We start from the raw sequence: 14,021 nt of genomic DNA on the forward strand, positions 1-14,021 counted from the left end.
GAGGTTTTTTTATTTCCGCATACTGTGATTTTAAAGTTTAAGTTAATGATTGTTATGGCTCCGGCGTCATTTATCAAACCGGCGTCTTAAATGAACGATTAAAGAACATCTAAATTTAACATTATCTAAATAATAAAAAAAGCATTTGACTTTTTCATTGAATGAGTTATATTTAATTTGTTAACAGAAAATTATGTGACTTCTCAACTTAAAAGAAACCATTTGCTCAGTGATTTATTTTGTTTGCTCGCAACGCGAACGACCAAATGGCAAACGTATTTTACTTGAGACGTTTCGGCATTTTCAAAACTCTGTGTCGAAGCTTGCTTGAATATTTCGCTCAATAAGAGATCTGTCTTTTATTGATAAATAATCTAGGGAGTGATGATTTGAGTCCTTCAACTGATCGAATGCTAAATCGCGTTAGATCCGTATATTTGTTCATTCGCAAACAAGGTGTGGTTACGACGAAAGAGCTGGTTGAAGAATTTGACATGACACAGAGAACAATGCAAAGAGACTTGAATATTTTAACCTATAACGATTTGGTTCAAAGTCCTCGAAAAGGTCAATGGGCCGTGACAAAGAAGCGAGTTAAGGTTTCGTGAGCTGTTTAAAACAGCTCTTTTTTATTTGTTTTTTTAAATTTGGGACCCATAACAAAGTCCTTTCTTAAACATAGACTATAGGTGAATGACACGATTTATCAAATTAAGGAGGAACCTATCTATGTTTTCAAACGGCAATACTTTCCCACAAGACGCCAATGCTTTCCAGCCTTCTTCCGCGCCAAGAGGACGGATTGACAGCCAGAATCAAGAAGCCTTTCAAGACACTTCATCAATACCCCAAAATCATCCTGAATTAAATCCCGGCTACCCGCTCTCTGCACGTCAACAAGCCGGAAATTCCTATGCCGAAAATGGTTTTATATGGAATGGTCCTTCTGAAAACAGCAGGCAGATGCAGCAGCCCCCTCGTCCGCCTCAGCCGCCTTTCAATCCTCAGCAATTCGAACGCAGGCTTAGACAGATTGAACGGCAACAGGATCTCTTCCAGCGCGAGCTCCAAAGTCTTGATCGAAGGGTTCGTTCCATTGAACGAAGGCTTGGATTTCCTATTCCGCCAATCGGCGTTCCGGGATTCCCTCCGAGACAACAATAAAAAAGGAAATTCGGAGTCGATTCCGAATTTCCTTTTTTACTTTACACAAATAAGAAATTATCAAGATTTAGAGAAATTAAACGTTAATGATCCGTGACTGTTGCGACGACGAATTCATCGGTGACTCGATTAAGCCTTTCGTCTTCTGAATCCACCGGTAATCCGCCTGAGCAGACCGGTCCATCGTGCAAGAACTAAATATGCTGCAGCGCCTAAGAAAACGCTTAGAATGACCACAATAAACGCGATGCTGCGTCTGCTTGGTACATTCCCGCCAAAGAGCAGGAAAATGAGTTGAATTACCAAACACATGATGATCGTATAACCAACGATATGAATCGTTTGCCGCACGATTTGTGAATAATGATAATCGGTCGCTCTCTTTATCGCAATCAGATTAATTAAAATGCAAACCGTATAGCCGATATTTGTCGCAAGTACAGGTCCCACCATACCGAAAAATTTCATGAATGCAGGGTTCAATAATATCTTGACAATCACCCCCGCCACAAGGCTGATCAGTGTTACTCGTTGATGGTTGATGCCTTGCAATACAGAAGCGGAAACTTGAAACAGTGCAAAGAAGACGGCTGTCGGCGCATACCACTGAAGCACCCTTCCGCCAATTTGCAGCGCTTCCGGACTCATTTCGAAAAGCAGTCCGTGGATCATATATCCTAAAATAGATAGCCCAATGGCTGCCGGAACAGTCAAGAAAAGGACTAATTCAAATGCTTGAGTAATTTTACTATTGACTTCCGCGATTTTTCCATTGGAATAGGACTTTATTATCGCCGGTACTGCGCTGACCGCAAGCGAAGTTGCCAGAGTGACCGGTATCATAACCATTTTTTGATCATTCATGGTTAAATCTGTAATGACGATCTTCGTTATCTTATCAGAATAGTCAAGATAATGGTACGCCATGACCTGATCAATGAGCTGATAAAGCTGCATTGAGATTCCGACAGCTACAAAAGGAACTGCATACGTCACAAGCTCTTTATACATGGACAGATAGGAGATTCTGTAACGCTGCACCCTCTGCTGCTGCATACTATCCAAATATTTCCGTCTTCGTACCCAATAATGCAGCATAACGTACAGGCCGGCAACAGCACCGACAAATGCCGCAAAAGTGGCGAGTGCCGCCGCAGTAACGGCTGAGCCGTTGAAGACATTCATAACTAGAAAAGCTCCAATTAAAATAAAGGCCACACGCATAATTTGTTCGACAACCTGAGATACAGCAGTCGGCCCCATCGATTGAAACCCTTGAAAATATCCACGCATGAGGCTCATCACAGGCACGACAAGAATGGCAATGCTGACGACACGGGTAACCATGATCACATTGGCTAGTTCATTCTTCGGAACGCCATAAGTAGCTGCAATATGAGGTGCTCCTAAAAAGAGGATGAGAAAGCCAACGAGACCTGTCACAGACATCAAGAGAATTCCTGATTTGAAAAGACGTTTTCCGGATTCATAATCGCCAAGCGAATTATACTTGGATACGAATTTTGAAACTGCAAGCGGCAAACCCATGGTCGAAATACTCAGCATAATTCCATAGGGCGTATAAGCATACTGATAAAGGAACGCACCTTCCGTTCCGGTCATCGCATTATAGGGAATAACAAATAGAATACCTAACAATCTTGATACAAAGGAGGCAACTGTAAGAATCACAGCCCCACGGACCATAGTTGATGCGGACATCTGTCAACGCTCCTAAATCTTCAATTGGGCGAACTGCCCACAACTCTTAGTATTTTACCACATTCTGCCGTTCATACGAGATCACTTGGCGATCTATTGCATGTTTTGTCACATTTTGTTGTGAAGCCAAGACGCTGCGTCCAACCTATGTAATCTTATTGATTGAGAAAATCTAATTAAAAAATTTGAACTTCACAAATCCAAGAAACTGCAGACAGTATTTATCAGCCTATTTTCCACTAATTCTTGTAGGCTCGAGCATCTTGTTTCTCGCATACTCTGACAAATGCAGAGGTTATAGATGACTTAGTGTTCAGCACGCGGCAGCATGCGGTATTCTTCCTAATCTTAGTTTTCCCTCTTTTCGAAAAATCTCTAATGGTGTTAAAAAACCGCTCCTATGCTTTCGCATCAAGAGCGGTTTTTATGCTGGTGCTGTGATTTACTTGGCAACAATATTAACAAGTTTATCAGGAACTGCTATGACTTTCTTAACCGTTTTGCCATCAAGCTGTGCTTTCACGTTCGTATCGCTCATGGCCTTATTTTGGAGTTCTTCTCTAGATGTTCCTTTTTCAGCTTGGAAACGTGCACGAATCTTGCCGTTGACCTGGACGATGATTTCGATCTGATCTTCAACGAGCTTTTGTGCATCATAGGTTGGCCATGCTGATTTTTCAACGGATTGGTCATGACCGAGCAGCGACCAGATCTCTTCACTGATATGCGGTGCAACCGGCGAGAGCAGTTGAATGAAACCTTCTGCCATGTAAGTCGGAATTTGATCTTGTTTATTAGCTTCATTGATGAAGGTCATCATCTGAGCAATACCGGTATTAAAGTGCATGATCGCAAAGTCTTCGGTTACCTTCTTCACAGTCTGATGGTAGACCTTTTCAAAAGCTTCGCTTGCCGTTGCTGTCTCAGTAACCGCTGCGGTAAGGCTTCCTTCTGCAGTGACAAACAGCCTCCAAACTCGATCGAGGAACCGTCGTGATCCGTCAATCCCTTTTTCGGACCAAGGCTTTGCGGCATCAATTGGTCCCATAAACATTTCATACAGTCGAAGTGTATCCGCGCCGTGAGAAGCAACAATATCATCCGGATTGATCACATTGCCTTTCGATTTACTCATTTTCTCATGGTTCGTTCCGAGAATCATACCTTGATTAACCAGCTTTTGGAACGGCTCTTTTGTCGGCACGACACCGAGATCATAAAGTGCCTTATGCCAGAACCGTGCGTACAGCAGGTGAAGCACGGCGTGTTCGGCACCGCCAACGTACAGGTCGACTGACATCCAGCGTTTCAGTTTCTCCGGATCCGCTAGATTTTCTTTATTATGCGGGTCAACATAACGAAGGAAGTACCAGCTGCTGCCTGCCCACTGAGGCATGGTGTTCGTTTCACGGCGACCCTTCATACCACTCTCAGGATCAACGATATTAATCCAGTCTGTGTCATTTGCCAGTGGCGATTCTCCGGTACCGGACGGTTTGATATTCTCCGTTTTCGGCAGACGCAGCGGAAGTTCTTCTTCAGGAACCGCTTTAAGCGATCCGTCTTCCATATGAATAATGGGAATCGGTTCGCCCCAATAACGCTGGCGACTGAACAGCCAATCACGCAGCCGATACGTGATTTTGCGGTTGCCGACCTTGTGCGTCTCCAGCCAATCGATCATTTTAGTCATTGCTTCTTTTTTGCCAAGTCCGTCAAGAAAGCCTGAGTTTACATGCTTGCCGTCACCGGTATATGCTTCTTTCGACAGGTCGCCGCCTGCAACAACTTCGATAATCGGCAGATCAAATTTGGTCGCAAATTCATAGTCGCGATCATCATGGCCCGGAACCGCCATGATTGCTCCTGATCCATAAGTAATCAGGACGTAATCAGCAATCCAAACAGGTACTTTCTTGCCATTAACAGGATTGACGGCATAAGCTCCGGTAAATGCACCGGTTTTCGTTTTGTTGAGATCAGTACGTTCGAGATCGCTTTTAGCCGCCACTTCCTTGCGATATTGATCAACCTCTGCCTTTTGTTCAGGCGTTACAATTGTATCAACAAGTTTATGTTCCGGGGCGAGCACCATATAGGTCGCGCCGAACAGTGTATCAGGGCGTGTGGTAAAGACGGTAACATGTTCTTCATGTCCGTCAATCTTAAATTGAACCTCGGCGCCTTCCGAACGGCCGATCCAGTGACGCTGCATTTCTTTAACGCTTTCCGGCCAGTCCACATCGTCAAGATCATCAATCAGACGATCCGCATATGCAGTAATCTTCAGCATCCACTGACGCATCGGCCTGCGGATAACCGGGTGGCCGCCGCGTTCGCTTTTTCCATCAATGACTTCTTCATTTGCCAGAACGGTTCCAAGCGCCGGGCACCAGTTCACCGGAACTTCTGCGATATACGCAAGTCCCTTTTTGTAGAGCTGAAGGAAGATCCATTGTGTCCATTTGTAGTATTCCGGGTCCGTTGTATTGATTTCACGATTCCAGTCGTATGAGAAGCCAAGTGATTTAATCTGTCTCTTGAAAGTAGCAATATTTTGCTTCGTGAAATCTGCCGGATCATGACCGGTATCAAGTGCATATTGTTCCGCAGGAAGCCCAAACGCATCCCAGCCCATCGGATGAAGCACTTCAAAGCCTTGCATCCGTTTCATACGCGCCATAATATCGGTTGCCGTATAGCCCTCAGGATGACCGACATGCAGCCCTTTTCCTGAGGGATACGGGAACATATCGAGCACATAATATTTTGGTTTGTCGGAATGATCATCAGTTTTGAATGTTTGATGATCATCCCAATATTTTTGCCATTTCGCTTCAATTTTTTGATGATCAAAAGCCATTGCCATGGCGAGTTCCTCCTTTATAATACAAATAAACTAGCGGTTATCTGGTATAAGAAATACTAAGCAATGGCCGGCGTCTAGGACTTGACCACACCGAGCATTTCTTTGAAAAACGGGCAAACTATTCAAAAAATATAAAAACCTCCCGCCCTTAACATGTTTGTTAGGGACGAGAGGTTGATTACTGAATTAAATTCCCGCGGTACCACCCAAATTAACGACGGCATATTGCCATTCGCTCGCTTGTTTAGCCTATAACGCAGGTTTACGGCGAGGTGCCCAGTTAAGGGCTGCACTCGCAACTCAGGAGCGAGTTCACTTTTTTCCGTACCGGCTTGCACCAAACGTCGGCTCTCTGAAAGCGGATCACAAGCTACTTTTCTCCGTCATTGTCGTTTCATTGATAAGGTTGTGTTTCCATTTTATTGATATTAGTAGGAGATGTCAACTCAGGTTTAAATATAAAGGCGATTTATGATGAAGAAAGCCAGAAATCAGGTTGATTTGCATCTTGAAGTCCTTCTCACATACAAGAGGACAACTTCAATGTATTTTTTATAAAGGAAAACATTCTAATAGCCTCAAATTCATTCATAAATGACGCACGATACACAGTTACTGTTTATTCAACAACTGCTCTGTGCCCAGTCATCTGCTTTATATTTCACTAAATGTTTGCTAAAATGTGCGATAGGTTAACGAGAGGAGCCTGGGATTTGGCTGAACAAAAATGGCCGGTTCATTATGGACCGGATAAACGCTACTATACTTGGAATACTTACCTGAGGCATACATTTGGGAGCAAGGTCTTCAAGGTTCCGTTGGACGGAGGCTTTGACTGTCCGAATCGAGACGGCAAAGTTGCCTGGGGCGGATGCACCTTTTGTAGTCAGAAAGGCTCTGGCGATTTCGCAGGCAGTCGCCGAGATGACTTAACGACTCAATTCACCACGATTAAAGAACAGATGAAAAAGAAGTGGCCGCACGCCGACAAATACATCGGCTATTTTCAAGCTTTTACGAACACATACGCACCTGTTGACGTGCTTCGCGAAAGCTATGAAGTGATCTTGGAACAAGAAGGTGTCGTCGGACTTTCAATTGCAACTCGCCCGGACTGCCTTCCTGATGACGTCGTCGACTATCTTGCCGAATTAAACAAGCGCACATTCCTATGGCTTGAACTCGGACTGCAAACGGTACACGATGAAACCGGCCGCCTCATCAATCGAGCGCATGATTATGACTGTTTTGTCGAAGGAGTTGAGAAGCTCCGTAAGCACAATATTCCGGTATGCGTTCATATTATCGACGGACTGCCGCGTGAAACGCCGGAAATGATGCTTGAGACAGCAAAAGCTGTTGCAAGACTTGACGTTCAAGGAATTAAAATACATTTGCTCCATCTGTTAAAAAAAACAGCTATGGTCAAGCAATATGAAAAAGGCTTGCTTCAATTCCTTGATTTTAAAACGTACGTCAATCTTGTCTGTGATCAGCTGGAAATTCTTCCGCCCGATATGATCATTCATAGATTAACAGGCGACGGACCCGCTGATTTAATGGTCGGACCAATGTGGAGTCTGAATAAATGGGAAGTTCTAGACGCGATTGATGATGAGCTGGCAAGGCGAGACAGCTGGCAAGGCAAACTTGCCCACTCAGTTGCTGAACAATCAGCTAGGGACTAAATACTCTGGCTGATTCTGCGATAAAGCCACCCATTAACAAAGAAGAACAAGCCGCTGGCTCCTGATCTGCAGATCAGTTTTCGTGCAAGCACGCGAACATTACGCTGCCGTGCGACTTTTCGATCAGCAAGATAGATACCAAGCAAGCCGCGGTTAATCATTTTGTGAAAATTTTTATCCGGCATATTCTCAATTGCCGTATCTGCTTCTTCAATGAAGTGCTTGAAGCGACTGATCATTTCCTCATTGCTGCAATAATAGGAGCAGAAATTCAAATCGCCTTCAATCCGGTCTTCTTCTTGATCGACAAAATAATCCATTAAAATATGGAGCCCTTGAACCCAAGGAAAATAACTGTCCTTGATCCGAACCACAAGCTGCGCCATTTCACTCCCGCGTGATGCTGCATAGGAAACGATGCAGAAGATGCCCAGTGTTGATCCGGAGCACGCGGCGAATTCATACCAGCTCATCTCAGGGAGATGGGCTTTATTTTTTTGAAACCATTCGACGAGCCGAGGGACACGCTGATCTTTTTTCACGTGTTTATGCACTTGAAGATCACAATAAAAACCGGCTAACTCATGGAGCGCAGGCTGAATAAGTTTCAGCGCCGATAATTGGCCAAGTACATTTTGGCATTCAGACACAAGTCCTTGAAGATACCCTCCATCATCGCAGCTGCCGCGGTGTTTATAATAGTCCTCTGGCTCGGCACCCGGAGTCAATGCGTTCAGCATTGAGTGATGCAAACAACGAAAGTCAACCGGATCAAGCGAAATACTTCGATCACATAAGTTGTCCAAATAATCGCTGATCGTTTGATAAGCGACAATGAATGAAATGATCTCCTTCATTTGTCCCTCAGCAAGAAGGCTGTAAATGGATCCGCCTTCACAGTGAAATGTTTTCGCTTCAATACTTGCGAGTGCCTGTCTGCGCAATTCTGCATCGGGAATTTCTTCAGCTCGCTTCTTCCATTTTGCAAGATCGCGATGTACTTCGGGAAGCACTTTTCTATATATTTGTGCCATTAATTTAATCGGTCTGGACGGTACAGTCATCGTTTTGCCTCCCTGTAGAGACGCTCTTCTACTTGATTTCGTTCGGGCAATCTCCTTACTTACCATCTATTATAGCAAACGATCATTCTGCTTATGCGATCTTGTCTATAAAAAAAACGCTTTTCACAGCCGGTAGGCGTAAAAAACGTTTTTTGGGTATACATGCTCAATGAGTCTGGAAATCTGAAAGAATCTGCTTTTTCAGCAAATCTGCTTTGTCCGTCTTCTCCCAAGGAAGTTCGACATCTGTACGTCCAAAATGTCCGTACGCCGCCGTCTGGCGATAAATCGGCCTGCGCAAGTCAAGCATTTTAATGATGCCGGCCGGGCGGAGATCAAAGTTACGGCGAATCAGCTGAACGAGCTGTTCTTCAGTTGCCTGCCCTGTACCGAACGTATCAACCGAAATAGATACCGGCTCTGCAACACCGATGGCATAGGCAAACTGCACTTCGCACTTTTCTGCGAGACCTGCCGCGACAATATTCTTCGCCACATATCTTGCCGCGTAAGAAGCGGAGCGGTCGACCTTCGTCGCGTCTTTTCCTGAGAAAGCGCCGCCTCCATGCCGTGCGTATCCGCCGTACGTGTCAACAATAATTTTTCGTCCGGTCAAGCCGGCATCCCCTTGAGGCCCGCCGATGACAAAGCGTCCGGTCGGATTGATAAAGAATTTCGTCTTCTCGTCAATCAATTTCTCCGGAACAGTCGGATCAATGACAAACTCATGAATGTCCTTCTTGATTTGCGCTTCAGTCGCTTCTGGATCATGCTGTGCCGAAATCACAATCGTATCGATACGCTCCGGATGGCCCTCTTCATCGTATTCAACCGTGACCTGGGTCTTTCCATCCGGGCGAAGATAGCCGATCGTTTTGTCTTTCCGGACATCAGCCAGTCTCTTCGCTAATTTATGAGCAAGTGATACGGGAAGAGGCATCAGTTCCGGTGTTTCATTGACAGCAAATCCAAACATCAGTCCTTGATCCCCGGCACCAATCGCTTCAATTTCATCTTCCGACATCGTTCCCTCACGCGCTTCAAGCGCTTTATCGACGCCTTGAGCAATATCAGCCGACTGTTCCTCGATTGAAGTCATGACCGCACAGTTCGATGCGTCAAAACCATATTTCGCGTTGTCATAGCCGATCTCTTTAATCGTCTGACGAACGACTTTCGGAATATCCACGTAGGTGGAAGTGGATATTTCACCAGTCACAAGGACAAGTCCGGTATTAACGACTGTTTCGCATGCGACCCTGGCGTTAGGATCCCCCTTCAGCAGTTCATCAAGAATCGCGTCTGAAATCTGGTCACAAATTTTATCCGGATGACCCTCAGTTACCGATTCGGAAGTGAATAATCTTCTTGAATACTTCTTCGTCATTTTCCTTCACCCTGCCTTTCAAACATTATATACAAAATGGTGTCAACGGTACCCGATCCCTCTGCTTTTGTTTTCAAGGCATGAAAAAAGCCCGCTCCAATTATGGATAGGCCGATTCTTATCGCGCGCCTCTTATTATCAGGGGAAAGAGATCATTCTCTCTTTTCTCTGCAGGTTAGCACCGTACCGTTATTCGGCCGGTTGCCGGGCTTCATCGGGCCTGTCCCTCTGCCTACTCGGAATAAGAGCAGCCGTGTATAATCCCCATCTTAACGCAGGGAATTAAAATTGTCAATGAAAGTTCCTTTGTTTTCAAGCGTGTAAATCAATTCATTTAAAGATACTCAAAACGAAACAAAACCATATGGAGATTTCGAATTATTATCTCTTCATGATTGCGGAATATCTGAATCATCATTACAATATTAGTAGGTAACAATATTTACAATGTGTTATACAATAAAGAATGAGTGATCAATTTCACAAAGAAAGGGATGTTCTCATGAATCGTACTTTTTTGGAAACCCCAATCTCTGAATTGCTCAGTACCGGAACTCCATTCATTAATTTATCTGTTCCTGAACTCATTGAACATGCATTGAGAAAAAATGAAGGCATTTTAGTAAATAACGGAGCACTAGCCGTAACGACCGGGAAATATACGGGACGGTCTCCAAAAGACAGATTTATTGTCAAAGATGATGTTACACGTGACACGGTTGACTGGGATAGAAGTCAGCACATAAATGAAAACGCTTTTTTAAATCTTTACGAAAAGCTTGCTACCTATTTAAGTAAACAGCAAGAGAAATATGTGTTTCGAGGTTTTGCCGGGGCTGACCCAAATTACCGTCTGGCGATTCAAGTTATTAATGAGTATGCTTGGCAAAATCTCTTCTGCCGCCAATTGTTTATTGAACCCTCTGATTTGGAGCTTGGACATCATCAAGCAGAATTCACTGTTTTATCTGCACCCGGTTTTAAAGCAAATCCATTGACTGATGGTACGCGTTCCGAAGCATTTATTATTATTTCCATGAAATACCGTATTGTATTAATCGGGGGCACCGAATATGGCGGAGAAATCAAGAAATCCGTATTTACTGTAATGAATTATTTATTGCCGCAAAAAGGAGTGATGCCGATGCATTGCTCTGCAAATCAAGACGAAAACGGCAACACAACTCTTTTTTTCGGTTTGTCCGGCACCGGAAAGACAACGCTCTCCAATGTGCCTGACCGACAGTTGATTGGGGACGATGAACACGGCTGGTCAAGTAACGGTGTGTTTAACTTTGAAGGAGGATGCTATGCAAAAACGATTCGGCTGACTCAAGAGAATGAACCGCAAATTTATGACAGCATCCAATTCGGTACAGTACTTGAAAACGTCGTCATTTCTCAGGATCAGCGCAAACCCGATTATTTCAGTACCGCACTTACGGAAAACACGCGTGCTGCCTATTCACTGCAAAAGGTTGCAAATGCAGTTCTTCCAAGCGTCGGAGGGCATCCAAACGCGATTATTTTTCTGACAGCCGATGCATCCGGCGTTCTCCCGCCAATTAGTATACTGTCACCGGATCAGGCAATGTATCAGTTCCTCTCAGGTTACACGAGTAAATTGGCCGGCACCGAGCGCGGAATTGTAACTCCTGAACCAACTTTTTCCACATGCTTCGGGGCCCCGTTTATGCCGCTTCCGGCAGTCACCTATGCTGAACTTTTGGGAAAATTTATAAAACAAAACAATGTAAGCGCTTATCTGATTAACACCGGATGGACTGGGGGACCCTACGAGCTCGGTAAACGAATGAAGCTCAGTTATACAAGGCAAATGGTTTATGCAGCTTTAAATGAACGTCTTGACAAGAAAAATATAGTCACGGATCCGATTTTCGGATTGCATATTCCGCAAACATGTCCTGGTGTACCTGATCAGGTGCTTATGCCATGGAAAACATGGACTAATCCAGCTGCGTATGAGCATGCTGCAATACAGCTGGCTCAAAAATTCCAAACGAACTTCCAGCAATTCCGTCAAGCACCTGAGAACATCCGCAACGCTGGGCCTAATGTCCACTAAAAACAGCTGGCTCCCTCCAATTTTGGAGGGAGCCTTTTTTAGTGCCAAAGTCTTAAATGTGTACTTCGGACACGAGCGTCCATTGCTTCTGCCTGATTGCCTTCATCGACAGCTCAAGCACTTGGTCTTTCATCAAAAAACTATACTGTCTCCGATTCTTAATTGAGTGAGGCAGATTGCTGATCAGTCTCGGTCCGTCTGTCTCTAAATAATCCTTTTTCAGGGTTATTTGATCAATTTCCGCAAAGTAGATATTCTTAACTATTGGTTCGTCTCGCCCATCTACTTGGTATTGTCCAATAAAATAGAGATTCGCTACATGCGCGCCGGTTTCTTCAAAGATCTCTCTTTTCGCCGCTTCCTCCGGGCGTTCTCCAGACTCTACTTTGCCTCCGGGAAATTCAAGTCCCCTCCTTGAATGCATGGTAAGCAGCCATTGACAGTGAAATTTACAAATAACCCAAACATGTCTTGGATCGGCCGAAAAGGGAGTTGATGAAAGAGCTAGGGTTACTTTATTTCCATAAAAATCCGGAAAACTAGGATATTGATTCATTCGGTCATTACCTCCGCACCTGCGTTCTGCGAGCTTCAAACCTATTTTAACAAATAATGGTTCACATTCCCCACAAGATTTTTATTTTTAACCAATTTCTTCTTCGCATCTTTTTTTATAATTTTTCCATTCGTTTTCCAGATCGGACAGTGTCCATTCATTTAATTGATCGGACTCTTTTGTCACGAAATTTTTTCTTAACTCGCGAATCAAGTATTGCTTTCGGTTTTCAACAGCCCTTCTCAACAAATTGATACGATTCATGAATGAACGAAATCACAATTAAGCAAGCGTTTACATTTTGTTTGTTCAATCATGATTTCTGCCCCCTTTCCACGTGAACACGTCTTATTTCAGACGAATGATTTGTTTGATTTAATCCATAGCCCATTCATCATGCCCAGCACTGATATTTTTAAACACTATTATACAATAAAAGCGCTTACAATATATCTTTACGTATCTAAAAAAATTTAATCGAGTACTTGCAATCATTTTTTCAAAAAAATGTTTAGCAACAGAAAAATATGGCAATAGTATGAATAACCCTAACCCCAATTCACTTTTAGTTAAATCCGCATCGATTTGCGGATTTTTTTTGCTTGAAACGATAAAAATCTGTATTAAAAGAAGCTGCTCTTTGTCGTTGTATCGGCAAAGCACAGCTTCCTTTCCTACTCACGCATTCACTATTCGGCTTTTTCGCACATTTTCTTGAAAAGCTTTCTTTTCTTTCTTAGTCATCTTTTTGTACTTCTTAATAAATGCCTCATATTCAGGCATTACTTCTGACATCAGACCATATTGTTCCACATGTCCGTATTGAACCCAGAGCGCCTTTTCACAAAATTTCTTCATCTGGCTGATTGAGTGGCTGATGAAGAAAATGGTTTTTCCTTTTTCTTTAAATTCGTTCATTTTATCCAGGCATTTGTCCGCGAATGTCTGATCTCCGACAGATAATGCTTCGTCAATAACAAGAATATCCGGGTCGATATGAATGGAAATCGCAAATCCGAGGCGTGAACGCATTCCGCTCGAATAGGTCTTCACCGGCTGATCTATAAAATCGCCGATATCAGCAAATTCAATAATCTGCGGCGTCAACTCCACAATCTGCTTTTTATCAAAACCAAGCATCAGACATTTTAATTCAATATTTTCCCGGCCGGTCAGCTCTTTCTTCAAGCCCGACTGGATCGCGATCAGTGCCGCTTCACCATGAATTTCTACCGATCCAGATGTGGGAGGAATAATTCCGGCAATAATATTAGACAGCGTTGATTTTCCCGATCCGTTCACACCGATGATTCCGATAACGTCGCCTTTATTCGCTTCAAAGCTGATATCGTGAAGCGCATAAAACGATTTTCCGTAACCTTTAGGAGAAATCAAATCTAAAATTTTTTCGGAATTTTTCGCGTACATTTTATATTTTTTCGATACATTTTTTACAATGACTGATTTTTCCATGAATGGAGATCT

Annotated in this window: 11 protein-coding genes, 1 riboswitch and 1 other annotated feature; of the genes, 4 read left to right on the forward strand and 7 right to left on the reverse strand. The window is 43.7% G+C overall.

The window, feature by feature from the left end; translation table 11 throughout:
* The first annotated feature begins 389 nt into the window (after positions 1-389).
* On the forward strand, positions 390-608 hold the full coding sequence (locus AC1MBV_RS13105; protein WP_253058988.1) for a DeoR family transcriptional regulator: 219 nt from the start codon (positions 390-392) through the stop codon (positions 606-608).
* 121 nt (positions 609-729) lie between these two features.
* Complete coding sequence (locus tag AC1MBV_RS13110; protein WP_480948453.1) at positions 730-1,164, forward strand: hypothetical protein; 435 nt, start codon at positions 730-732, stop codon at positions 1,162-1,164.
* Positions 1,165-1,293: 129 nt separating this feature from the next.
* On the opposite strand, the gene AC1MBV_RS13115 is transcribed toward AC1MBV_RS13110, so the two are convergent.
* Both AC1MBV_RS13115 and leuS read right to left on the reverse strand, forming a co-directional pair.
* Entirely contained in the window at positions 1,294-2,886 is a 1,593-nt protein-coding gene (locus AC1MBV_RS13115; protein ID WP_480948454.1) for a putative polysaccharide biosynthesis protein, read from the reverse strand.
* A 442-nt stretch (positions 2,887-3,328) separates the two neighbouring features.
* On the reverse strand, positions 3,329-5,749 hold the full coding sequence (gene leuS / locus AC1MBV_RS13120) for a leucine--tRNA ligase (RefSeq protein ID WP_255746008.1): 2,421 nt from the start codon (positions 5,747-5,749) through the stop codon (positions 3,329-3,331).
* Between the two features lie 165 nt (positions 5,750-5,914).
* Positions 5,915-6,151 (reverse strand) — a binding site (T-box leader).
* Positions 6,152-6,468: 317 nt separating this feature from the next.
* Here leuS and mnmL point away from each other — a divergent pair.
* A complete protein-coding gene (mnmL, locus tag AC1MBV_RS13125; RefSeq protein WP_255745852.1) occupies positions 6,469-7,443 on the forward strand; it encodes a tRNA modification radical SAM protein MnmL/YtqA in 975 nt (324 codons plus the stop codon).
* On the opposite strand, the gene AC1MBV_RS13130 is transcribed toward mnmL, so the two are convergent.
* Together AC1MBV_RS13130 and metK are read right to left on the reverse strand one after the other, a co-directional pair.
* Positions 7,440-8,507 (reverse strand): tetraprenyl-beta-curcumene synthase family protein, encoded by a 1,068-nt coding sequence (locus tag AC1MBV_RS13130; RefSeq protein ID WP_480948455.1) that lies wholly within the window; start codon positions 8,505-8,507, stop codon positions 7,440-7,442. The genes mnmL and AC1MBV_RS13130 overlap by 4 nt on opposite strands.
* Positions 8,508-8,673: 166 nt before the next feature.
* Positions 8,674-9,894 (reverse strand): methionine adenosyltransferase, encoded by a 1,221-nt coding sequence (gene metK, locus AC1MBV_RS13135; protein WP_480948456.1) that lies wholly within the window; start codon positions 9,892-9,894, stop codon positions 8,674-8,676.
* A 129-nt stretch (positions 9,895-10,023) separates the two neighbouring features.
* Positions 10,024-10,142, reverse strand: a riboswitch (SAM riboswitch).
* Positions 10,143-10,396: 254 nt separating this feature from the next.
* Between metK and pckA the strand changes: the two genes are divergently transcribed.
* Entirely contained in the window at positions 10,397-11,980 is a 1,584-nt protein-coding gene (gene pckA / locus AC1MBV_RS13140; protein ID WP_480948457.1) for a phosphoenolpyruvate carboxykinase (ATP), read from the forward strand.
* Between the two features lie 52 nt (positions 11,981-12,032).
* Here pckA and ytkD read toward each other — a convergent pair whose 3' ends face one another.
* The 3 genes from ytkD to tagH all read right to left on the reverse strand — a co-directional run bounded on the left by ytkD (position 12,033) and on the right by tagH (position 14,009).
* A complete protein-coding gene (gene ytkD / locus AC1MBV_RS13145) occupies positions 12,033-12,536 on the reverse strand; it encodes an RNA deprotection pyrophosphohydrolase (RefSeq protein WP_480948458.1) in 504 nt (167 codons plus the stop codon).
* Positions 12,537-12,623: 87 nt separating this feature from the next.
* Entirely contained in the window at positions 12,624-12,800 is a 177-nt protein-coding gene (fbpA, locus tag AC1MBV_RS13150) for a Fur-regulated basic protein FbpA (protein ID WP_255745857.1), read from the reverse strand.
* A gap of 414 nt (positions 12,801-13,214) precedes the next feature.
* Positions 13,215-14,009 carry a teichoic acids export ABC transporter ATP-binding subunit TagH gene (tagH, locus tag AC1MBV_RS13155; RefSeq protein ID WP_480948459.1) on the reverse strand — a complete coding sequence of 265 codons (795 nt, stop codon included), beginning with the start codon at positions 14,007-14,009 and terminating at the stop codon, positions 13,215-13,217.
* Positions 14,010-14,021 lie beyond the last annotated feature (12 nt).

It is taken from the genome of Sporolactobacillus sp. PKPK-6, assembly GCF_056678885.1.